The organism is Variovorax sp. YR750 (assembly GCF_900109805.1).
In the GTDB taxonomy this organism is placed as follows: domain Bacteria; phylum Pseudomonadota; class Gammaproteobacteria; order Burkholderiales; family Burkholderiaceae_C; genus Variovorax; species Variovorax gossypii.
On the sequence record NZ_FOBJ01000011.1, the window covers coordinates 1 to 22,279 of the forward strand.

Consider the following 22,279-nt stretch of genomic DNA (forward strand, 5'->3'; position numbering starts at 1 on the left):
TCCAGCGCTTGAGGATCTGGGCGCGCTGCTTGGCGGGCACGGCGCGCCATGCGGGGAAGGCGGCGTGCGCCGCATCGGTGGCCGCGCGTGCGTCGCCGGCCGTGCCGTCCGGCACGCTCGCGAAGACGGCGTTGCTCGCGGGATCGCTGGCGTCGAGACGGCGCGCGTCGCTGGCTTCGCGCCATTCGGCGCCGATGAGTTGCAGGCCTGGCATCAGGTCCTTGCGTTCGAGTTCGAGAGTCATGGATTCAAGGTCTTTCTTCAGGATGCAGCCACCCGCTCGGCGATCGCGATGCCCACCTCGGTGGTGTTCGCCGAGCCGCCGAGGTCGCGCGTGCGCGGACCGTCGCGCAGCACCGCTTCTATCGCGCCCAGGATCGCGTCGTGCGCCGCACGGCCCGCGCCCTGGCCTTGCGTCAGGAAGTCCAGCATCAGCGCGCCGGACCAGATCATCGCGATGGGGTTGGCGATGTTCTGGCCGTAGATGTCGGGCGCCGAGCCGTGCACCGGCTCGAACAGCGACGGGAACCTGCGCTCCGGGTTGAGGTTGGCCGACGGCGCGAGACCGATGGTTCCGGTGGTCGCGGGCCCGAGGTCGGAGAGGATGTCGCCGAACAGGTTGCTCGCCACCACCACGTCGAAGCGCGTGGGCTGCAGCACGAAGCGCGCCGACAGGATGTCGATGTGCTGCTTGTCGACCGTCACCTCGGGGTAGTCGAGGCCGATCGCATCGGCGCGCCCGTCCCACCAGGGCATGCTGATCGCGATGCCGTTGCTCTTGGTCGCCACCGTCAGGTGCCTGCGCTCGCGCGCGCGGGCGGTCTCGTAGGCGAAGCGCAGCACGCGGTCGGTGCCGTGGCGCGAGAACACCGACTCCTGGATCACGATCTCGCGCTCGGTGCCCGCGTACATCACGCCGCCGAGCGAGGTGTATTCGCCCTCGGTGTTCTCGCGCACCACGAGGTAGTCGATGTCGCCGGGCTTGCGGCCGGCCAGCGGGCAGGGCACGCCCTCGAACAGGCGCACCGGGCGCAGGTTGATGTACTGGTCGAACTCGCGGCGGAACTTCAGCAGCGATCCCCACAGCGACACATGGTCGGGCACGGTCGCGGGCCAGCCGACGGCGCCGAAGTACAGCGCGTCGACGCCCTTGAGCTGCTCCTTCCAGTCGTCCGGCATCATCTGGCCGTGCGCCGCGTAGTAGTCGGCGCTGGCCCAGTCGAAGACGCGGCAGTCGAGCTCGAAGCCGAAGCGCGCCGCGGCGGCCTGCACCACGCGCAGGCCCTCGGGCATCACTTCCTTGCCGATGCCGTCGCCGGGAATCACGGCGATGCGGAAGGTCGGTGTCATTTCGGTCTTTCTCATGATGCGAGCGCCTTGGCGTGGTCCACGCGGTCCATCTCGTCGAGCCAGCCCTGGCGCAATTCGGGCACCGAGCGTGCAAGCAGCTCGTAGTAAGGGTGATGAGGGCCGCGGTCGTAGTCGGCGCGCGCCACCTGCGCGAGCTTGCGACCGTGCTGCATCACGACGATCTCGTCGCACACGGCGCGCACCGTGTGAAGGTCGTGGCTGATGAAGAGGTACGACACGCCCAGCTCGCGCCGCAGCTCCGCCATCAGGTCGAGCACCGCGGCGCCCACCACGGTGTCGAGCGCGGAGGTCACTTCGTCGCACAGGATCAGGTCGGGCTCGGCCGCGAGTGCGCGCGCGAGGTTCACGCGCTGCTTCTGTCCGCCCGAGAGTCCGCCCGGCAGGCGCCCTGCCACGGTCTGCGGCAGCTTCACCAGGTCGAGCAGCTCGCGGATGCGCCGCTGCAGCGGCTCGCCGCGCAGGCCCTTGTAGAACTCCAGCGGCCGCGCCAGGATGCGCTCGATGGTCTGCGAGGGGTTCAGCGCCGTGTCGGCCATCTGGAACACGATCTGGATGCGCCGCAGCTCCTCGCGATCGCGCTGCTGTAGCGTGGGCTTGAGCTCGCGGCCGTGGAACAGCACGCTGCCGCTGCTGGGCTTCAGCAGGCCCGCCACCGCGCGCGCCAGCGTGGTCTTGCCCGAGCCCGATTCGCCGATCACGCCGATGGCCTGGCCGCGATGCAGCTTCAGGTCGATGTCCTGCAGGATCGGCTTGGCAGGTCGTCCCTGCGCATCCACCGGGCCGTAGCCGGCCGAGAGCTGGCGCACCTCGAGCAGCAGCTCGCGGCCATCGTCCGTTGCTGCTGCCGATGCGCGCGGCGCCGGCCGCGCGGCGGCCAGCAGGCTCTTCGTGTAGTCGTCGGCCGGCGCGGCGAGGATTTGGCCGGTCGAGTTCAGCTCGCGCATGCCGCCGTTGCGCAGCACCAGGATGTGGTCGGCCATCTGCGCCACCACCGCTAGGTCGTGGCTCACGTACACCGCGGTGGCGCGGCGCTCGCGCACCACGCGGCGGAAGGCGCGCAGCACTTCGATCTGCGTGGTCACGTCGAGCGCGGTGGTCGGCTCGTCGAGGATCACCAGGTCGGGGTCGGCGATCAGCGCCATCGCCGCCATCAGCCGCTGCAGCTGGCCACCGGAGACCTGGTGCGGATAGCGCGAGCCGATGCCTTCCGGGTCGGGCAGCGCGAGCTCTCGGAAGAGCTGCACCGCCTTCGCCTCGGCCTCGGCGCGCTTGCACAGGCCGTGGATCACGGTCGGCTCCACCACCTGGTCCATGATCGTGCGCGAGGGGTTGAAGGAGGCCGCCGCGCTCTGCGCGATGTAGGCGACGGTGCGCCCGCGCAGCGCGCGCTGAGCGCGGGCATCGAGCGCCAGCACGTCGGTGTCGCCGATGCGCACCCGGCCGGCCGAGATGCTGCAGCCGTGGCGCGCATGGCCCATCAGCGCGAGCGCGGTGGTGGTCTTGCCCGAGCCCGATTCACCGATCAGCGCCAGCACCTCGCCGGGCTGCACCGAGAAGCTCAGGTTGTCGACCAGCGTGGTGGCGCCGGCGCAGATGCTCAGGCCTTCGACGGTAAGTGGTGCGCCCATCAGCGTGTCCCCCGTTCGCGCGCGGCACGGCCGGGCAGGTTGTCGATGACGAGGTTGACCGCGATGGTCAGGCTCGCGATGGCGAGCGCCGGCACGATCACCGAGGCGCCGCCCATGGCCAGCGCGCCGATGTTCTCGCGCACCAGCGATCCCCAGTCGGCGGCCGGCGGCTGGATGCCCAGGCCCAGGAAGCTCAGGCTCGCCAGCAGCAGCACGATGTAGACGAAGCGCAGCCCCAGGTCGGCCAGCATCGGGCCGAGGATGTTGGGCAGGATCTCGCGCAGCATGATGTAGAGCGTGCCCTCGCCGCGCGTGCGCGCCACTGTCACGTAGTCGAGCGCGTTGATGTTCACGGCCAGCGAGCGCGCGATGCGGAAGGCGCCCGGCACGTAGATGATGGCCGCCGTGACCACCAGCATCGGCACCGACGAGCCGAAGCCCGCCACCATGATGAGCGCGAACATCTTGCTCGGGATGGCCGTCAGCGTGTCGAGGCAGCGGCTGAGCGTGGCGTCGGTCCAGCGGCCGCTGGCGGCGGCCAGCAGCGCCAGCGTGGTGCCGGTGCCGCTGGCCAGCAGCGTCGCCAGCAGCGCCACGCCGACCGTGTAGCGAGCGCCCGTGATCACGAGCGCCAGCATGTCGCGGCCCAGGTAGTCGGTGCCGAGCCAGTGCGCCGCGCTGATCGGCGCGAAGACGTTCGAGGTGCCGGTGGCGGCCGTGCTGAACGAAAGCAGCCAGGGGCCGAACGCCGCCGCGAGCACCCAGAAGAGCAGCACCACGAGCCCGAGCAGTCCCGAGGGGCCGAAGCCGGCGAGCCAGCGAAGCGGGTTGCGCCGGGGCGCGGGTACCGGCGGCAGCGTCGGGGCGGCCGCGTTCAGGACAGGGGAAGAAGTGGACGATTCCATGATGGCTCCCCCTCGTCAGCGGTGCCGCAGCCGCGGGTTGGCGACGATGCCGCAGACGTCGGCCGCGGTCACCAGGATCAGGTAGGCGCCGCAGAAGATCATGGCGCAGGTCTGCACCAGTGGCATGTCGCGCTGCGAGACGCCGTCGACCATCAGCTTGGCGATGCCCGGGTAGTTGAAGATGGTCTCCACGATGATCACGCCGCCCAGCAGGTACGACAGGCTCAGCGCCACGGCGTTGGCGATCGGCCCCACCGCGTTGGGCAGCGCGTGCGCCAGCACCGTGCGCATCGGCGAAGCGCCCTTGAGCCGCACCATCTCGATGTAGGGGGCTTCCAGCTGGTCGATCACGGCGGCGCGCGTCATGCGCATCATCTGCGCGACGATCACGCAGCACAGCACCAGCACGGGCATGGCGAAGGCCTGCAGCATCTGGCCGAGCGAATCGATGTCGCTCACGAACGAAAGCGCCGGCAGCCATCGCAGCTTCACCGCGAACACCAGCACCGCCAGCGTCGCCACCAGGAACTCCGGCACCGACACCACCGCCACCGCCGAGGTCGAGGCCGCGCGGTCGAACCACGAGCCGCGCCACACCGCCGACGCGATGCCCAGCGCCAGCGCGATCGGCACCGAGAACAGGGCAGTGACGGCAGCCAGCAGCAGCGAGTTGGGCAGCCGGCTCGCGACCAGCTCCGACACCGGCATCTGCGTCGTGGCAGAGCGGCCCAGGTCGCCCTTCGTCATGCCCAGCAGCCACTGCGCATAGCGCTTGGGCGCGGGCACATCCAGCCCCATCTGCGCGCGCAGCGCGGCCAGCGCCTGCGGCGTGGCGTCCTGTCCGAGCTGTTCCTCGGCCGCGTCGCCGGGCAGCACCGCGGTGATCGAGAACACGATCACCGACACCGCCAGCAGAGACAGCAGCGCGAGCGCGATGCGCTGTGCAAGGAGCTTGAGGATCAGTCGATTCATCTCAGCAATCCCATTTCACCGAAGGCAGTGCACCGACGCGGCCGGCGGAGCCAGGCCCCTTCGGGAAACACCGCGGAACCGGCTTTGCCGGGCCGCAGGTGTTGCCCCCGGAAGGGGGTTGGCGAAGCGACACGAAGTGCGCGAAGCCTGGGGGAGAGTCATGATTCCAGCCACACGTTCTCAGCGAAGTTGTAGCCCATCAGGCCGCCCAGCGGAATCGGCGACAGCCCCTTGAGCTTCGAGCTGTGGCCGTCGATGCTCGCGAGGAACAGCGGAATGCCGATGCCCGCGTCCTGATGGATCATGGTCTGCATGTCGGCGTACATCTGCTTGCGCTTGGCCAGGTCGGTCTCGGCGCGCGAGGCCAGCAGCAGCTGGTCGAACTTCTCGCTCTTCCAGCGCGACTCGTTCCAGGCGGCGCCCGACTGGAAGAACTGCGTGAGCAGCACGTCGGCGCTCGGGCGCGGGTTGACGTTGCCGAAGCCCACCTGGCTGTTGAGCCAGTGGTTCGACCAGTAGCCGTCGGCCGGCATGCGCTTGATGTCGAGCTCCAGCCCGACGCGCTGCGCGGTCTGCTGCAGCATCAGCGCGATCTCCACCGAGTAGAGCGCCGCGGGCGAGGCCACCACCGGCACCTTGCCGGTGACGCCGGCCTTCTGCAGGTGGAACTTCGCCTTCTCCGGATCGAAGGGGCGCTGCGGCAGGCCGGCGAAGTGGAAGCGGTTGGTCGGGTCGATCGGCTGGTCGTTGGCGACCACCGCGTAGTCGAGCGCGATGGTCTTCTTCATCTGCTCGCGGTCGAACAGGTGCTTCATGCCGAGCACGAAGTCGGGATTGGCGCCGGGGCCCACGTCCTTGCGCATCACGAGGTCGGAATACTGGCCCGACTGCGTGACGAAGATGCCGAAGCCGGGCGTGCCCTTCACGCGCTCCACCGAGCGCGGATTGACCGAGCCCACCAGGTCCATGCCCCCCGACAGCAGCGCGTTGACGCGCGCGCTCTCGTCGCCGATGCCGACGAACTCGATCTCGTCGAGGTACGGCTTGCCGGGCTTCCAGTAGGCCTCGTTGCGCACCACCAGCGAGCGGATGCCGGGCTTGAACTCCTTGAGCTTGTAGGGGCCGGTGCCGATGCCGGCGTTGAAGTCGGTGGTGCCTTCCTTGACGATGTGGAAGTGGTAGGTGCCCAGGATCACCGGCAGGTCGGCGTTCGGCGCGCTCAGCACCATCGTCACCTCGTTGGGGCCGGTGGCCTTCACGCTCTCGATCTGGTCGGCGAGCACCTTGGCCTTGGAGGCGGTGGCCGGGTCCTTGTGGCGCATCACCGAGAACACCACGTCGGCCGGCGACAGCGCCTTGCCGTCGTGGAACACCACGCCCTTGCGCAGCGTGAACACCCAGGTCTTCGCGTCTTTCGTGGTGAACGACTCGGCCAGCGCGGGCTGCGGCGTGAGGCTGCCGTCCAGCGAGGTCAGGCTGTTGTAGATCATGTTGCCGCGGGAGTAGTCGGTCTGGTTCGACTGCTTGGCGGGGTCGAGCGTGTCGGTGGCGGCGGCGGTGGCACCGGCAACCCGGATGCGCCCGCCGCGCCGCGGCGCCTGCGCGTGGGCCGAGACGGCCACGCCCGCGAGGCTGCCGGCCAGCGTGGCCTGCATGCCGCCGGCCACCAGCATCGACAAAATGTCGCGCCGGGTGGCACCGCGTCGCAGCGATGCCATCACGCGAAGGCTTTCGTCGGGGCCGACGAGGTTCTGGAAGCTCTTGTAGTCGCTGCTGCTGTCGCTCATGGTGAGTGCTCCTGGGGGACCGTGGGGTGAAAGAAATCAGTCGGAAGAACGAACGCCGGACAGCCCGCCCTCAGGCCAGCCTGTCCTTGAGCCGGTAATAGAAGCCCACCGCCGGCAGGAACCACGGCGGGCCGAAGTGGCCGGGAATGGCGGGCCAGTCGCGGCCCTGCCAGGGGTTGGCGCCCGCGTCGCCGCCCATCACGGCGGCCATGCGCTGGCCCATGTGCACCGACATCTGCGTGCCGTGGCCGCTGTAGCCCATGGCGTAGTAGAGGCCGTCGCGTTCGCCCGCGTGGGGCAGGCGGTCCTGCGTCATGTCGACGAGTCCGCCCCAGCAATAGTCGAGCCGCACCTTGCCGAGCTGCGGGAACGTTTCGGCCAGCCCCGCGCGCAGGATCTCGCCGCTGGCTGCGTCCGACTGCGGGCTCGATATGGCGAAGCGCGCGCGCCCGCCGAACACCAGCCGGTGGTCGGCCGTGAGCCTGAAGTAGTGGTGGATGTTCGCGATGGTCGTGTAGGTGCGCCGGCCCGCGAGCAGCGCCAGCGCCCGCTGCTCGCCCAGCGGCTCGGTCACGACGATGAAGCTGCCGATGGGCACGATGCGCCTGCGCAGCCAGCCGAAGCTGCCGTAGCCGCCGTGGCGTGTCGCGCCGGTGGCCAGTAGCACCTGCTGCGCCGCGACCGTGCCGCGCGCGGTGTGCAGCCGGTGTGCATGGCCCTGCCCCACGCGCTCGATGCGGTTCACTTCGGTGCCGGTATGGACCTGCGCGCCGTTGCGCTGCGCCGCCGTTGCCAGCCCGTGCGCGAAGCGGCCCATGTGCATCTGGCCGCTGCGCTTGTAGAGCAGGCCGCCGTGGAAGCGATCGCTCTGCACCTCCGCGCGCACGCGTGCCGCGTCGAGGATCTCCACGTCGCAGTCCACGCCGTCGTCGACCAGGCGCCGCGCGCTGTTCTCGAGCGCGGCCATCTGGTTCGCCCGCGTGGCGAGCTTGAGCTTGCCGTGGCGCATGAAGTCGCAGTCGATGCCTTCCTCGCGCACCAGCCGGTCCACCGTGTCGACTGCCGCGTCGTACGCGTGATACCAGCCGCGCGCGCGCTCCACGCCGACCTTGGCCGCCACATCGGCATAGTCGACGGCCAGCCCGTTGTTGACGTGCCCGCCGTTGCGTCCCGAGGCCTCGGCAGCCACGCGCGAGCCGGCTTCCAGCACCGCGACGGTGGCACCGCGCCGGGCCAGCGCCAGCGCCGCCGACAGGCCGGTGAAGCCGCCGCCGACGATCGCGACGTCGACCTGCGCCGGAAGCTCGCACGCTTCGGGCACGAAGGCCGGGGCCGAATCGGTCCAGTAGGAGTCGAGCTTCATGGCTTGAGGCTGTTTCCGGAAAGATGAAAGATCAGAGTCCCACGACGCCCGGCAGGCCGCCGATGTCCTTGATTTCCGTGTAGCGGTAGGCCGGGTTGCCGGGGCCGTGGCCGCGGTTGACGAACACCTTGTTGACGATGCCCAGGTCGTCCGCCGACATCAGGTCGTAGCGCAGGCTGGACGATACGTGCAGCACGTCTTCCGGGTTGCAGCCCAGCGAGTCGAGCATGTACTCGAAGGCCGTCAGGCGCGGCTTGTAGGCCTGTGCCTGCTGCGCGGTGTAGACGCGATGGAAGGGCGCGCCCAGCATCGCGACGTTCTTCTGGATCTGGTCGTCCGACGCGTTCGACAAAATCACCAGCGGAATTTCCTTGGCCACCCTGGCCAGGCCCGCGGGCACGTCCTCGTGCGGGCCCCAGGTGGGCACGGCGTCGTAGATGCGCTGCGCGTCGATGTCGAAGTACTGGATCTTCCATTTGCGGCACAGGCGCCGCACGGCGTTCTTCAGCACCACTTCGTAGGGCTGCCAGGCACCGAGTACCTCGTCGAAGCGGTAGGCCGCGAAGTCGGCGATGAACTGCTCCATGCGGTCGGCCGGGATGCGGTCGGCGAAGAACTCGCGCGTCATCTCCTTCATGCGGAAGCGGGTCAGCGTTCCGTAGCAGTCGAAGGTCACGTACTTGGGCTTGAAGGTCATGGTCTCGGGTCCTGTGTTTCGTTGGTTCGCTCGTTGTCCAAACCGGCCGCCGGCCACTTCTTCAGATGGCAATTGCGACAAGCAAATTACGGATTGATTGCAGCACGCAGTCGCGCGGCAGTTGTAGGGAAATGCGTTGCCTGCCGCGACGAAGCTGCGGTTTGGAGGGCCGGCGACGGCATGCCATGCGGTCTGCCCTCCATGGGTGCGGCGCGCACCTCAGTGCGCCGCGGCAAAGTCGATCAGCACGCTTTTGAAGCGCAGGTTGGCCTCGACCGCCTGGCGTCCCAGGTCCTTGCCGATACCCGATTGGTGGTAACCCCCGGTAGGGATCACGAAGTCGGCGCTGCGCCCGTAGCGGTTGATCCAGACCGTGCCCGCGGAGATGCCGCGCATCGCCCGCAGCGCGCGGCCGATGTCGGCCGTGTGCACGCCGCTGGCCAGGCCGTAGTGCTCGTGCGCGGCGAGCGCCAGGCCTTCCTCCTCGTCGGCGAAGGTCTGCACCGTGAGCACCGGGCCGAAGATCTCCTCGCGAACCGCCGGGTTGGAAGAGTCCACGCCCTCGACCAGCGTAGGCTGGAAGAAGGCGCCACCCGGGCCGCCGTCGTACAGGCCGCCGCCGCAGCGCACGGTGGCGCCGGCGTCGCGCGCGCGATCGACGATCTCCAGGATGCGGCCTGCCTGCTGCGTCGAGATGATGGGCGGCAGCGTGGCGGAGTCGTCCCAGGTCGCACCGGGGCGCATGGCCGCGAAGCGCGTCGCGATGCGCTCCACCAGCTCGCCCGCGATGCCGCGCTGCACGATCAGCCGCGAGCCGGCCACGCACACCTGCCCGGCGTTTCCGGTGATGGCGCCGGCGATCATGCCGGCCAGGCGGTCGACGTCGGGAGCGTCGTCGAACACCAGCTGCGGGCTCTTGCCGCCGAGCTCCAGCGTCACCGGCTTGGGGCCGGTCATGGCGCAGGCGGCCATGATGGCGGCGCCGGTGCGGGTGGAGCCGGTGAAGGTCATCTTCGATATGAGCGGGTGGCGCGAGAGCGCATCGCCCGTGGTGCGGCCGTCGCCCTGCACCACGTTGAAGAGACCGGGCGGCACGCCGGCCTCGACGGCCAGCTCGGCCAGCCGCAGCGCCGACCACGGCGTGAGCTCCGAGGGTTTGAGCACCACCGCGTTGCCGGCCGCGAGCGCGGCACCGACCTTCCACGACACCATCACCAGCGGAAAATTCCACGGCGTGATCGCGCCGACGACGCCGTAGGGCTCGGCCACCACCATGCCGAGGTTGTCGTGGCGCGTGGCGGCGACCTCGCCGCCGAGCTTGTCGGCGTACTCGGCGAAGAAGCGCAGGCCCTCGGCGGTGAATGGAATGTCCCACGCGATCGCGTCGCGCACCGGCCGCGTGGAGCACACGGCTTCCAGCGGGCCGAGCCGTGCGGCGTCGGCCTCGACGAGCTCGGCCCAGCGGCGCAGCACGCGCGCGCGTTCGCGCGGTGCGCGGCGTGCCCAGTCGCTCGTGCGCCAGGCGCTCCATGCGTCGCGCACTGCGGCGTCCACCGTGTCGGCGTCGGCCAGCGGAAGCTCGGCATGCGCCTGGGCGTCGGAGGGGCGGTGCACGACGATGCGGCCGGCATCGGGCACGAGGCGCCCGCCGATGAAATGGCCCGAAGGCACGTGGATCTGTCGCGGGTCGAAGACTTGCATGGGCTTGGGATCGATGAGGCACCGCAAGAGCGGCGATCGATCCTAGGCAGGTTGGCACAGCATTTGTATGCGTACGCGGGCGCCTCACCGCAGCGAATTGCAAAACCCGGGCGCGCGGCAGCCGAAGCTTGCAAGTTGCGGCAAGGGCCCATTTCTGTCTGGCCTCGCGCGCCGATGTCGTCCAAGATGGAAGGGACTTTTCTTCGCCAAGAGACTCTCCGATGCCCGACCAGACCCCGAATGCACCCGCCGGCGACGGCGTGGTGCTCAGACCGATGACGTCCGCCGATCTGCCGTTCACCCACGCGCTGACGGACCTGCTGCGCTGGCCGCACCGGCGCGCGGACTGGGAGCAGGTGTTCGCGCATGCCGAGGGCATCGTGGCCGAGCGCGACGGCGAGATCGTCGGCTGCGCGCTGCGCTGGCTCTGGGGCGAGCACCACGCCACCGTCGGCCTCGTGATCGTGACGCCGGCCTGCCAGGGCCGCCGCATCGGCCATCGACTGATGAGCGCGGTGCTCGAAGGCCTGGAAGACCGCACGGTGCTGCTGCACGCCACCGCCGAGGGGCGCGGGCTCTACGAGCGGCTGGGCTTCGTGCGCACCGGCGAGCTGCGCCAGCACCAGGGCATCGCGCAGCCCGCGCCGCTGGTCGCACTGCAGCCGGGCTGGCGCCTCCGGCCCGCCGGCGTGCATGAGGCAGCGGCACTGCAGGCTCTCGACGCCGCCGCACGCGGCATGCCGCGCGACGCGCTCATCTCCGACCTGCTGGCCAGCGCCGATGCCTGCGTGGTGCTGGACCACGACAACGAACCGCGCGGCTTCGCGATGCTGCGGCGCTTCGGGCGTGGGCACTCGATCGGTCCTGTAGTGGCCCCGGACCTGGATGGGGCGAAGGCGCTGATTGCCCACCTTGCCAGCGTGAACGCAGGGCACTTCACGCGCATCGACATCGATTTCGACAGCGGACTTGCGGAGTGCCTGGAAAGCATCGGGCTGCTGCGCGTGGATGCGCCCACGACGATGGTGCGTGGTGCATCGCTTGCCTCTCCGGCGGGCGGGCCTTCGCTCTTTGCCATCGTCACTCAGGCTGTTGGGTGACCGTTTCTGTTCGGGGCGCGATCACGCCGACTGGGGCATTCGCGGAGGGGAGTACCCGGTGTCATTCGCGCGCACCCCGAATGTGTTCCGAGCCGAGTCCAGCCAAATCATGAAAACCACTTTCCTCTACAAATCCGACCCGGCAAGAGGCCGCCTGTGGGCCGAGGTGTTCCGCCGCCGCGCCCCCGACATCGACTTCCGTATCTGGCCCGACATCGGCGATCCCGCGCAGGTGCGCTTCCTCGCGGCGTGGGAGCCGCCGGACGACCTGGCGACGCGCTTTCCCAATCTGCAGGTGCTGTTCTCTTCCGGCGCGGGCGTCGACCAGTTCGACTTCGCGTCGCTGCCGCCCGCTCTGCCCGTGGTGCGCATGGTCGAGCCCGGCATCGTGCGCGGCATGGTCGAGTACGTGACGCATGCGGTGCTGGGCCTGCACCGCGACATGCCGCAATACCGGCGCCAGCAGCGGGAAGGCCTGTGGAAGCCGCTGCCCGTGCGAACGGCCCGCGAGCGGCGCGTGGGCGTGCTCGGACTGGGTTCCCTCGGGCAGGCGGTGCTGGAACAACTCGTCGCGCTGGGCTTCGACTGCGCGGGATGGAGCCGCTCGCGGCATGAAGTGGCAGGCGTTCAATGCCATGCCGGCGCCGACGAGCTGCCGGCCTTTCTCGCGCGCACGGGCATCCTCGTCTGCCTGCTGCCGCTGACCGATTCGACGCGCGGCTTTCTCGACGCGCGCCTGTTCTCGCAACTGCCCGAAGGCGCAGGCCTCGTGCACGTCGGGCGCGGACCGCAACTGGTCGACGCCGACCTGCTGGCCGCGCTCGAAAGCGGCCGCATCGGCGACGCCGTGCTCGACGTGACCGATCCCGAGCCGCTGCCGCCGGAGCATGCCTTCTGGCGCCATCCGCGCATCCAGCTCACGCCGCACATCGCGAGCATGACGCAGCCGCTGAGCGCGGCCGAAGTGGTGCTCGACAACCTCGAGTGCTTCGAGGCGGGCAAGCCGATGCTCGGGCTGGTCGACCGCGCGCGCGGCTACTGAGCGAAGGAGCGAAGGAGCGAAGCAAGAGCCACCGCACGATCTGCTGCGCGCCGCACGCACAACCGCAGCCTGCTTCGTGCGACACCCCCAAAGCAGCACCACCTCGTGCGGTGCGCCGCCTAAGCTGAAGGCATCGAAAGCTCCTTCCGCTCTCGCACCTTCACACCCCATGACGCACCCCACCGCATTGCCCCAGCAAGCCGCTCTCGACGCCATCGACCGCGCGCACCTCATCCACCCCGTCTCGCCCTGGCGCGTGCACGAGCAGCGCGGTCCCACCGTGCTGGCCTCGGGCAAGGGCGCATGGCTCACCGACGGCAACGGCCACCGGCTGCTCGATGCATTCGCCGGCCTGTGGTGCGTGAACGTGGGCTACGGGCAGGAAAGCGTGGTGCAGGCGGCCACCGAGCAGATGCGCCGGCTGCCGTACGCCACCGGCTACTTCCACTTCAGCAGCGAGCCGGCGATCCGCCTCGCCGAGAAGCTGGTGCAGATCACTCCGGCGTCGCTGACGCGCGTGTACCTCACGCTGGGCGGCTCCGAGGCGGTCGACGCGGCCGTGCGCTTCGTCGTGCAGTACTACAACGCCACCGGCCGTCCGTCGAAGAAGCAGTTCATCTCGCTGGAGCGCGGCTACCACGGCTCCTCGTCCACCGGCGCGGGGCTGACCGCGCTGCCGGCCTTCCATCGCGGCTTCGACCTGCCGCTGCCCACGCAGCACTACATCGCCTCGCCGTATGCCTATCGCCATGAGCACGGCGGCGATCCGCAGGCGCTGATCGCCTCCTCGGTCGCGGCGCTGCGCGCCAAGGTGGCCGAGCTGGGCGCCGACAACGTGGCGGCCTTCTTCTGCGAGCCGATCCAGGGTTCGGGCGGCGTCGTGGTGCCGCCCAAGGGCTGGCTCACGGCCATGCGCGACGCGGCACGCGAGCTCGACATCCTCTTCGTGGTCGATGAGGTCATCACCGGCTTCGGCCGCACCGGCCCCATGTTCGCCTGCGAGGCCGAAGGCGTGGAGCCCGACCTGATGACCATGGCCAAGGGCCTGACGGCGGGCTACGTGCCGATGGGCGCGACCATGATGTCCGAGAAGGTCTACGCCGGCATCGCTGACGGCGCGCCCGAGGGGGCCGCCATCGGCCACGGCGCGACCTATTCGGCGCACCCGGTCGGCGCAGCCGTCGCGCTCGAGGTGCTGCGGCTCTACGAGGAGGGCGGCATCCTCGCCAACGGCCAGCGCGGCGCGGCGCATTTCGCGGCCGGGCTCGATGGATTGCTCGACCATCCGCTGGTGGGCGACTCGCGCCACCGCGGCCTGCTGGGCGCGCTGGAGCTGGTGAGCGACAAGGCCAGCAAGCGACGCTTCGACGCGTCGCTCGGGCTGTCCGACCGCATCTTCGCGGCCGGCTACCGCAACGGACTGGTGTTCCGCTCCTTCGGCGACCACATCCTCGGCTTCGCGCCCGCGCTCACCTTCACCGAGGACGAGTTCGCGCAGCTGTTCGCGCGGCTGAGGAAGACGCTGGACGAGGTGCTCGAGGCGCCCGACGTTCGCGCCGCGCTGGCCGCCTGAAACCGCGTCGAACGACACCCGCAAGAGCCGGCCGCCGAAGCAGAATCGGGATCTCTCGTTTCGTTATCAGGCACCGCCATGTCAGAAGCTTTCAAGATCGACCGACTCGACCTGCGCATCCTGGCCCAGTTGCAGAAGAACGGGCGCATGACCAACGTCGACCTGGCGGATGCGGTGGGGCTTTCGCCCAGCCCCTGCCTGATCCGCGTGAAGCGCCTGGAGCAGGCCGGCTACATCGCGGGCTACGGCGCGCACCTGCGGCTCGAGAAGCTCGGCGACACGCTCACCGTGTTCACCGAGGTCACGCTGTCGGACCACCACCGCGAAGACTTCGTGCGCTTCGAGGCTGCGATCCGCGAGGTCGACGAGGTGCTCGAATGCCACCTCGTGAGCGGCGGCTACGACTACCTGCTGCGCTTTCTCACGCGCGGCGTGAACCACTACCAGGAAGTGATCGAGGGGCTGCTCGAACGCAACATCGGCATCTCGAAGTACTTCAGCTACATCGTCATCAAGTCGCCGTTCATCAAGACGCACTGTCCGATCGAGCGGCTCTTTCCCCACGAGCGCTGAGCGGCGCTCCCCGACTCTTCTCCATGCCCGAATCCACGCCTCGCTTCCACCCGCCGGCCCGCTTCGTGCGGCTCGCGGAAACCGACCGGCCCGCGCTGACCCTGCACATCGACGGCGAAGCCCGCACCGCGCTGGCCGGCGACACGCTGCTGGTGGCCCTGCTGAGCAACGGACGGCGCGTGCGAGACAGCGAGTTCGGCGACGGTTCGCGCGCCGGCTTCTGCCTGATGGGCGCCTGCCAGGACTGCTGGGTGTGGACGCCGGCCGGAGAGCGCCTGCGCGCCTGCTCCACGGCGGTGGAGGAGGGCATGTCCGTGCTGACCCGTCCGCCGGCGCAGCACTGGCCCGCCACGCCGGACCTGAGGCAGTCGCTCGCACGGCATGCCACGGAGGCAGGGGCATGAACGCCGAAGTCGTTCTCTCGCCGCGCATCGTCGTGGTCGGCACCGGCCCCGCCGGCGTGCGCGCCGCGCAGGCGCTGGTGCAGGCCGGCGTGCGGCCCGTCGTGGTCGACGAAGGCCGGCGCGACGGCGGCCAGATCTACCGGCGCCAGCCCGAAGGCTTCAAGCGCCCCTATGCCAAGCTCTACGGCACCGAGGCCGCGAAGGCGCAGGCGCTGCACGGCGACTTCGACGCGCTGCGCGAGCGCATCGACTACCGCGGCGACACGCTCGCCTGGAACGTGAGCGCGGGCGAGTTGCACGTGGTGCATGCCGGCGAGCCGCAGGCGCTGCCCTTCGACGCGCTGCTGGTGTGCAGCGGCGCCACCGACCGCCTGATGCCGGTGGCGGGCTGGCACCGCGCCGGCTGCTACAGCCTGGGTGCCTCGCAGATCGCGCTGAAGGCGCAGGCCTGCGCGATCGGCTCGCGCGTGGTCTTCATGGGCAGCGGACCGCTGCTGTACCTCGTGGCCTCGCAGTACGCGCAGGCCGGCGCCAAGGTGGCGGCGGTGCTCGACACCGCCCCGGCCTCCAAGCCCTGGGGAGCGGTGGCGGGATTGCTCGCGCGGCCGCGCCTCGCGCTGCGCGGGCTCGGGCTGATCCGCGGCCTGCGCCGCGCGGGCGTGCCGGTGCTGCAGGGGGTCGTGCCGCTGCGCATCGAGGGCGACGACAGCCTGGGCGTGCAGGCCGTGGCGGTGCGCGATGCCGACGGGGGCGAACGCCGCTTCGAGTGCGACGCCGTCGGGCTCGGCTGGCATCTGCGAGCGGAGACTCAGCTGGCCGACCTCGCGCGCTGCGAATTCGAATTCGAGCCGGCGAGCCGCCAGTGGCTGCCGCGCATCGATGCCGACGGCCGCAGCAGCACCCAAGGCGTGTACCTTGCCGGCGACGGCGTTCGCATCCTCGGTGCCGACGGCGCCGAGGCGGCAGGCCGGCTGGCCGCGCTCGCGGCGCTCTCGGACCTGGGCCATGCGCGGGGCCGCGCCCTCTACGACGCCGAATCAGCCGCGCTGCGCCGCACGCTGGCGCAGATGGACCGCTTCCGCCAGGGCCTGGCGCGCGCCTTTCCCTGGCCGCACGCGCAGGTCGCGTCGCTGCCCGACGACGCCATCGTGTGCCGCTGCGAGGCCGTGACGGCCGGTGAGCTGCGCCGCTGCGTCGACGAGATGGACAGCCGCGAAGTCAACCGCGCCAAGGCCTTCAGCCGCGTCGGCATGGGGCGCTGCCAGGGTCGCTTCTGCGGCCATGCGTCGGCCGAGATCGTGGCGCAGGCCAGCGGCGTGCCGGTCGAGCTCGTGGGGCGGTTGCGCTCGCAGGCTCCGGTCAAGCCGCTGATGATGGATACGCGCGAGGTGCAGGCATGAGCGACACGACGACAACCGACACCGACGTGCTGGTGCTGGGCGGCGGCCTCATGGGCACCACCGCCGCCTTCTTCCTGCGCCGCCAGCATGGCCTGTCGGTCACGCTGCTCGAGCGCGAGCTCGTGGGCCGCCAGGCCAGCGGCACCAACTTCGGCAACGTGCGCCGGCAGGGCCGCGCGCTGGCGCAGATGCCGCTGGCCAACCGCGCGCGCGCCGTCTGGGGACGCGTGAAGGAACTGCTGGGCGAAGACCTTGAGTTCGTGCCCTATGGCCACCTGCGCGTCTGCTACACCGAGAAGCAGGCGGCGGTGCTTGAACAGCACGCGAGGGACGTGAAGCCGCTGGGCCTCGATCTCGAACTGTTCGACGCGGCCGGCCTCGCCAGGCGCTGGGGCATCTTCGCGCCCGGCATCGTGGCGGGCTCGCTCTCGCCGAACGACGGCCATGCCAATCCGCGCCTGGCCGGGCCGGCCTTCGCGCGCGCGGCTCGGCGTGCCGGCGCGAACATCGTCGAGCACGCCGAGGTGATGCACGTGGAGCGCGACGGCGCGGGCTTCGTCGCCCACACGGCGGACGGCAGGCGCTATCGCGCGGCACAGCTTTTCGTGGCCTGCGGCGCATGGTCGAACCGCATGGCCGGGCAGTTCGGCGAAGGCGTACCGATGGAAGCGCGCGGGCCGCAGATGGGCGTGACCGAGCCGCTGCCCTATGCCATCGGGCCGTCCGTCGGCATCTCGTCGCCCATCGAGCACGAGGGGCTGTACTTCAGGCAGATCGCGCGCGGCAACATCGTCTTCGGCGGTGGGCTCAAGGGCCCGGCGCATGCGGAGCACATCCGCGCCTACGTGAAGCCCGACAACGTGCTGCGCCAGATGCGCGAGCTGCGCCGCTTCGTGCCGGCCTTCGCGCACGTGCAGCTGATCCGCGTGTGGAGCGGCATCGAGGGCTACACGGCGGACTGGCAGCCCGTGATGGGCCCGAGCGCGCGCGTGCCGGGCCTGCACTACGCCTTCGGCTTCAACGGCGAGGGCTTCGCGATCAGCCCCGGCGTGGGCGAGACGATGGCCGAGCTGATCGCCACCGGCCGGACCTCGACGCCGATCGAGAGCTTTTCCATCGGCCGGTTCGCGAGCGAACTGACGAAGCAGGCGGCCTGAGTTCGAGGGGCACCCTTCCAGGCATACCGTGGAACCGGCTTTGCCGGGCCGCCGGCATGGCCCCCTGCAAAAGGGCTGGCGGCTGCACGAAGCGAGCAGGCCTGGGCGTGAGCCCTATGCCATCACGACGAAGACCTTGCGCAGGGTTTCGTGCACATGCCACTCGCCGGTGGTGTGCGCAGGAAAGAACAGCGTGTCGCCCGCGCGGATCTGCAGCGCCTCGCCGCCGGTGGGCGTGAAGGTGCAGGCGCCCGCGATGATGTGCATGACCTCGGCGTTGGCGAGCTGGCGCTCGAAGCGGCCGGGCTCGCACTGCCAGATGCCGCTCTTGTTGTCGCCCGCGCCGGCGAGCTCGACGTCGATGCCGCTGAGCCTGCAGGGCGGCTGGCTCAGGGGGCGCGCGGGCGTGCCCTGGTCCTGCAGGCCGCCGATGGTGGCCGACTGGCGAAGGATGGTGATGCCCGTCATGCTCAGCGCTCCGCCTCTACCGCGTCGGCCAGTTCGGCCAGCGTGTGGAAGTGGTAGTCGGGTACGGTGTGCTTCGACTCGATGGTGCCGCCCGAGCCCTTCTGCGCATGCCGGCGCTCGATCCAGCAGGTGGTGATGCCCAGCTGCCTGGAGATGCCGATGTCGTGGTACTGGCTCTGCGCCACGTGCAGGTTGTCGGCCTGCTTGAAGCCCCAGGCGCCTTCGAAGCGGCCGCGTGCATAGGCGAAGTAGCGCGCGTCGGGCTTCTCGCACAGCGCGTCGTCGCAGCTCAGCAGCATGTCGAAGGGCGAGCCCAGGGTCTTGTCGAAGTGCGCGAGCGCCCAGGCCTGCGCGTTGGTCATCGTCACCAGCTTGAAGCGCTTGCCCAGGCGCTTGAGCGCTTCCACCGAATCGGGGAAGGCCGGCCATTGCGAGACCGAGTCGCGCAGCCCGCGAGCGACGGCGTCGGTGTCGGGCAGGCCCAGCGCGGGGGCCACGGCGTGCCAGCAGCGCTCGAGGTCGTCCGGATACCAGCCGGCATTGCCGTCGGCGCGTGCGCGCCGGTAGGCGGCGAGGAAGTCGTCGTCGCTCACCTTGGCATCGGGCGCCACGCTGCGCAGGTAGGCGAGCATGCCGCCCTCGAAGTCGATCAGCGTGCCGACGACGTCGAAGGTGAGGACCTTGAAATCTTGCAGGGACATGGAAACGCTCCAGGGATGAAGTGGAAATGGCTTCATCGAGCATAGGTGCGCTGTCCGGATGCGCGTCCCGAACTGGGGCCGCCTCGCGGCACAGGATGCGGTTGTCGGCCGCGGGCCGGCATCTTCTTGCGCGGCGCGCTCAGCTCCCGCCGGCGTGGCCCTCGTGCTGCGGCAGGTCGTCCGTGATCGTGAACCACGGCGCCTTCGAGCCCACGAAGATGTGCGCGCTCGGCCGGATGGAGGGGGCATCGACCAGGGTGCCCAGCGTGACATGCACGAACTGCCCGTCGCGCACCACGGAGCACAGCAGCGAGCCGCACTTCGCGCAGTGCAGGTCGCCCGCATCGGGCTTGCCGTAGATCGCGAGCCCGTCCTTTCCCTGCGTGATGGAGAACTTGCCGCGCTCGATGCCCGCGAAGGGCTTGAAGGCCGAGCCGGTCGCGCGCCGGCAGTCCTGGCAGTGGCAGTTCAGCGAGTAGACGAATTCATCCGCCACCTCGTAGTGAACGGCGCCGCACAGGCACCTGCCGGCGAGTGCGCGTGTGCCAGGTTCTTCGGCTGCTGCCACAGGTGCTTTCCTCTGCGCCGACGAACGGCTTACTTAAACCTCGCGCGCAGGAATGCACGACCGATGAAGCCGCCAATCCCGGCACCCACTGCCGCGGCGAGGTAGATCTCCCGATCATCGAGCGTCACGCCGGGCAGGATGAACTTCAGGAAGACCGCAACGAGGCAGAACCCGAAGAACGCGCCGACACCGCTGTACACGCGGGCATCCAGCTCCTGCGTCGTCTTCCTGTAGCCCTCGGAGTGACCCGCGGTTTCATGGATCAGTGTGGTGTTGCACTGAAAGCAGCGCACGTCGGTCGCCGCGTTGAGGTTGTTGCAGACAGGACATTGCACGACGGTACCTCAGCCCGCCAGTCCCACGAACACGTTCTGCACGTCGTCGTTCGCGTCGATGGCCGCGAGGAAGTTCTCGACTTCTTCCAGTGCCTCGGCGCTCAGGCTCGCCGGATCGACGGGGTTCTTCGGCTTGTAGCCCAGCTTGGCCGACAGCACGGTGAAGCCCTGGGCGGGCAGGGCGCGGCTCACGAGGTCGAGGTCGGTGGGGTCGGTGAGGAAGACGGCGGGGTGGTCTTCGCCGGCCGGCTCGAAGTCTTGCGCGCCGGCCTCGATGGCGGCCACTTCGGGGTCGGCGTCGGGCTTCGCGGGTTCGGCCTCGATCATGCCGACGTGGTCGAAGTCCCACGACACCGAGCCCGACGTGCCCAGTTGGCCCTTGCGGAACAGCACGCGCATTTCAGGCGCGGTGCGGTTCACGTTGTCGGTGAGGCATTCGACCATCACGGCCACGCGATGCGGCGCGAAGCCCTCGTAGATCACGTGCTCGTAGTGCACGGACTCGCCCGTGAGGCCGGCGCCCTTCTTGATGGCGCGGTCGAGCGTGTCCTTGGGCATCGAGACCTTGCGGGCCTGCTCCACCACCAGCCGCAGGCGCGCGTTGGAGGCCGGGTCGGCGCCGTTGCGCGCGGCCACCACGATTTCCTTGACGAGCTTGCCGAACAGCCGGCCCTTGGCGTTGGCCGCGATGTCCTTGTGTTTGGCTTTCCATTGGGCGCCCATGTGCGTTTCCTTGAATGAATATGTATTGCTTGCGGCCTTGTCTGGCTCTTTTGAAGAAAGAAGGGCTGGATGACCGGGAGGGGCGACTACTGTAGCCTTCTTCCCATGACCGCTCCACAAGACACTTCCTACGTCACGCCGTTCGAAGCCGGCAACGGCAACCAGACCGCTACCTGGGCCGAATGCATCGCCTTCTACGAGCGGCTGGCCAGAGACTTCCCCGGCGTGCTGCGCTGGGGCGAGATCGGTGTCTCGGACACCGGCGTTCCCCTTCATGCCGGCGTGGTCACCGCCGACGGCGTGTTCGACCGCGAAACGCTCGCGCGGCAGGGGCGTCCGGTGTTCTTCAACAACAACGGCATCCATCCCGGCGAGCCCGAGGGCATCGACACCTGCATGGCGCTGGTGCGCGACTTCTGCACGCAGCCCGAGAAGCTGGCCGCGCTGGGCCGCACGGTGTTCCTCTTCATCCCGGTCTACAACGTGGACGGCTGCATCGACCGGCAGAACACCTCGCGCGTGAACCAGCTCGGCCCCGAGTCCTTCGGCTTCCGCGGCAACGGGAGGCACCTGGACCTGAACCGCGACTTCATCAAGTGCGACAGCCTCGCGGCGCAGGTCTTCAACCGCTTCTTCACCGCGTGGGACCCGGACGTGATGGTCGACACCCACACCTCCAACGGCGCCGACTACAGCTACACCATGACGCTGATCCCGACCCAGCCCGACAAGCTGGGCGGCGGGCTCGGCGCCTTCCTGCGCGAGAGCATGCTGCCCGCGATCTACGGCGGCATGTCGCAACGCGGCTGGCCCACCTGCCCGTACATGAATCTGCTGGCCGAGACGCCCGACGACGGCATCGAGGACTTCCTCGACACGCCGCGCTTTTCCACCGGCTATGCCGCGCTGCACCACACCATCGGCTTCATGCCCGAGACCCACATGCTCAAGCCCTTCGCCGACCGCGTGGCTTCGATGCGGGCGCTGGTCGAGACGGTGCTCGACTTCAGCATCGCGAATGCGCAGCGCATCCAGCAGCTGCGCCGCGAGGCGAAGGCCGGGGCCGCACGGCAGGCCCGCTGGCCGCTGACCTGGCGCAACGACCGCAGCCGGCCCGCCGGCCTTCGCTTCAAGGGCTATCGCGCGGTCCGCAAGCCCAGCCTGCTGGGCAGCTACGAGCGCCTGGCCTATGACCGCAGCCAGCCGTGGGAGAAGGACATCGTGCATTTCGACCGCTGCATCGAGGGAGAGACGGCCGCGGCGCCAAGGGCCTACCTCGTGCCCCGGGCATGGAGAGAAGCGATCGAGCGGCTGGAGTGGAACGGAGTGGAGCTGAAGCGGCTCGACGAAGACAGGCTCTTCGAGGCGGCGCGCGTGTACCGCATCCGCAGCGTGACCTCCCGCGCGAACGCCTACGAAGGCCACATGTTCCACGACGAGGTGGCGCTTGCCGAAGGCACCGAGCCCTTCCAGGCGCGCGCGGGCGACGTGCTGGTTCCGCTGGACCAGCCCCGTGCCCGCTACGCGGTCGAGACGCTGGAGCCGCAGGCCCACGACAGCTTCTTCCGCTGGGGCTTCTTCAACAGCGTGCTCGAGAAGAAGGAGAACTTCTCGCCCTACGTCTTCGAGGACACGGCGCTGCGCATGCTGGAAGACGAACCCGAGCTGAAACGCCTGTTCGAGCAGTGGAAGGCGGAGAACCCGGAGAAGCTGGGCGACCAGAAGGCGGTGCTGGGCTTCATCTTCGCGCACGGCCGGCGCCACGCGGAGCCAGGGTGGCGGCGCTATCCGGTGGTCGCGCTGATGTAGTT

At 69.7% G+C, this 22,279-nt stretch carries 22 protein-coding genes; 8 read left to right on the forward strand and 14 right to left on the reverse strand.

Going from position 1 to position 22,279, the window contains the following annotated elements; all coding sequences use genetic code 11:
• The 9 genes from BMY35_RS21830 to BMY35_RS21870 all read right to left on the reverse strand — a co-directional run.
• The coding region (locus tag BMY35_RS21830) for an aldehyde dehydrogenase family protein (protein WP_143080712.1) at positions 1-244 on the reverse strand (244 nt) is incomplete at its 3' end.
• 17 nt (positions 245-261) lie between these two features.
• Complete coding sequence (locus BMY35_RS21835; RefSeq protein ID WP_093204254.1) at positions 262-1,350, reverse strand: tartrate dehydrogenase; 1,089 nt, start codon at positions 1,348-1,350, stop codon at positions 262-264.
• Positions 1,351-1,361: 11 nt separating this feature from the next.
• Entirely contained in the window at positions 1,362-2,999 is a 1,638-nt protein-coding gene (locus BMY35_RS21840) for an ABC transporter ATP-binding protein (RefSeq protein WP_093203627.1), read from the reverse strand.
• Positions 2,999-3,904, reverse strand: coding sequence for an ABC transporter permease (locus tag BMY35_RS21845; protein ID WP_093203630.1), 906 nt, complete (start codon positions 3,902-3,904; stop codon positions 2,999-3,001). The genes BMY35_RS21840 and BMY35_RS21845 overlap by 1 nt, the downstream gene beginning before the upstream one ends.
• 15 nt (positions 3,905-3,919) lie before the next feature.
• Positions 3,920-4,876 (reverse strand): ABC transporter permease, encoded by a 957-nt coding sequence (locus BMY35_RS21850; protein WP_093203632.1) that lies wholly within the window; start codon positions 4,874-4,876, stop codon positions 3,920-3,922.
• 158 nt (positions 4,877-5,034) lie between these two features.
• Positions 5,035-6,663, reverse strand: a complete 1,629-nt coding sequence (locus BMY35_RS21855; protein ID WP_093203635.1) for an ABC transporter substrate-binding protein — start codon at positions 6,661-6,663, stop codon at positions 5,035-5,037.
• Between the two features lie 70 nt (positions 6,664-6,733).
• A complete protein-coding gene (locus tag BMY35_RS21860) occupies positions 6,734-8,026 on the reverse strand; it encodes an NAD(P)/FAD-dependent oxidoreductase (RefSeq protein ID WP_093203637.1) in 1,293 nt (430 codons plus the stop codon).
• A gap of 31 nt (positions 8,027-8,057) precedes the next feature.
• Positions 8,058-8,723, reverse strand: a complete 666-nt coding sequence (locus tag BMY35_RS21865; RefSeq protein WP_093203640.1) for a haloacid dehalogenase type II — start codon at positions 8,721-8,723, stop codon at positions 8,058-8,060.
• Between the two features lie 219 nt (positions 8,724-8,942).
• Entirely contained in the window at positions 8,943-10,424 is a 1,482-nt protein-coding gene (locus tag BMY35_RS21870) for an aldehyde dehydrogenase family protein (RefSeq protein WP_093204257.1), read from the reverse strand.
• A 221-nt stretch (positions 10,425-10,645) separates the two neighbouring features.
• Here BMY35_RS21870 and BMY35_RS21875 point away from each other — a divergent pair, with 221 nt between their 5' ends.
• From BMY35_RS21875 to BMY35_RS21905, 7 genes are all read left to right on the forward strand, one after another.
• Positions 10,646-11,524 carry a GNAT family N-acetyltransferase gene (locus BMY35_RS21875; protein ID WP_093203642.1) on the forward strand — a complete coding sequence of 293 codons (879 nt, stop codon included), beginning with the start codon at positions 10,646-10,648 and terminating at the stop codon, positions 11,522-11,524.
• A 109-nt stretch (positions 11,525-11,633) separates the two neighbouring features.
• Positions 11,634-12,566 carry a 2-hydroxyacid dehydrogenase gene (locus BMY35_RS21880; protein ID WP_093203645.1) on the forward strand — a complete coding sequence of 311 codons (933 nt, stop codon included), beginning with the start codon at positions 11,634-11,636 and terminating at the stop codon, positions 12,564-12,566.
• Between the two features lie 169 nt (positions 12,567-12,735).
• Entirely contained in the window at positions 12,736-14,139 is a 1,404-nt protein-coding gene (locus BMY35_RS21885) for an aspartate aminotransferase family protein (RefSeq protein ID WP_093203648.1), read from the forward strand.
• Positions 14,140-14,217: 78 nt separating this feature from the next.
• Positions 14,218-14,712, forward strand: coding sequence for an Lrp/AsnC family transcriptional regulator (locus tag BMY35_RS21890; RefSeq protein WP_093203650.1), 495 nt, complete (start codon positions 14,218-14,220; stop codon positions 14,710-14,712).
• Between the two features lie 23 nt (positions 14,713-14,735).
• The gene (locus tag BMY35_RS21895) at positions 14,736-15,116 is read left to right on the forward strand and encodes a (2Fe-2S)-binding protein (protein ID WP_093203653.1); all 381 of its coding nucleotides are present in this window, start codon (positions 14,736-14,738) and stop codon (positions 15,114-15,116) included.
• Positions 15,113-16,516, forward strand: coding sequence for an FAD/NAD(P)-dependent oxidoreductase (locus BMY35_RS21900; RefSeq protein WP_093203656.1), 1,404 nt, complete (start codon positions 15,113-15,115; stop codon positions 16,514-16,516). The genes BMY35_RS21895 and BMY35_RS21900 overlap by 4 nt, the downstream gene beginning before the upstream one ends.
• Complete coding sequence (locus BMY35_RS21905) at positions 16,513-17,673, forward strand: NAD(P)/FAD-dependent oxidoreductase (protein ID WP_093203658.1); 1,161 nt, start codon at positions 16,513-16,515, stop codon at positions 17,671-17,673. The genes BMY35_RS21900 and BMY35_RS21905 overlap by 4 nt, the downstream gene beginning before the upstream one ends.
• A gap of 114 nt (positions 17,674-17,787) precedes the next feature.
• On the opposite strand, the gene BMY35_RS21910 is transcribed toward BMY35_RS21905, so the two are convergent.
• From BMY35_RS21910 to BMY35_RS21930, 5 genes are all read right to left on the reverse strand, one after another.
• Positions 17,788-18,141, reverse strand: a complete 354-nt coding sequence (locus tag BMY35_RS21910) for a cupin domain-containing protein (RefSeq protein WP_093203661.1) — start codon at positions 18,139-18,141, stop codon at positions 17,788-17,790.
• A gap of 2 nt (positions 18,142-18,143) precedes the next feature.
• Complete coding sequence (locus BMY35_RS21915) at positions 18,144-18,842, reverse strand: HAD-IA family hydrolase (protein ID WP_093203664.1); 699 nt, start codon at positions 18,840-18,842, stop codon at positions 18,144-18,146.
• Between the two features lie 139 nt (positions 18,843-18,981).
• Positions 18,982-19,410 carry a GFA family protein gene (locus BMY35_RS21920; RefSeq protein WP_093203667.1) on the reverse strand — a complete coding sequence of 143 codons (429 nt, stop codon included), beginning with the start codon at positions 19,408-19,410 and terminating at the stop codon, positions 18,982-18,984.
• 29 nt (positions 19,411-19,439) lie between these two features.
• On the reverse strand, positions 19,440-19,745 hold the full coding sequence (locus tag BMY35_RS21925; protein ID WP_143080713.1) for a zinc finger Ran-binding domain-containing protein: 306 nt from the start codon (positions 19,743-19,745) through the stop codon (positions 19,440-19,442).
• Between the two features lie 9 nt (positions 19,746-19,754).
• Positions 19,755-20,468 carry a YebC/PmpR family DNA-binding transcriptional regulator gene (locus tag BMY35_RS21930; RefSeq protein WP_093203673.1) on the reverse strand — a complete coding sequence of 238 codons (714 nt, stop codon included), beginning with the start codon at positions 20,466-20,468 and terminating at the stop codon, positions 19,755-19,757.
• A 105-nt stretch (positions 20,469-20,573) separates the two neighbouring features.
• Between BMY35_RS21930 and BMY35_RS21935 the strand changes: the two genes are divergently transcribed.
• On the forward strand, positions 20,574-22,277 hold the full coding sequence (locus BMY35_RS21935; protein WP_093203676.1) for a M14 family zinc carboxypeptidase: 1,704 nt from the start codon (positions 20,574-20,576) through the stop codon (positions 22,275-22,277).
• Positions 22,278-22,279: the final 2 nt, after the last annotated feature.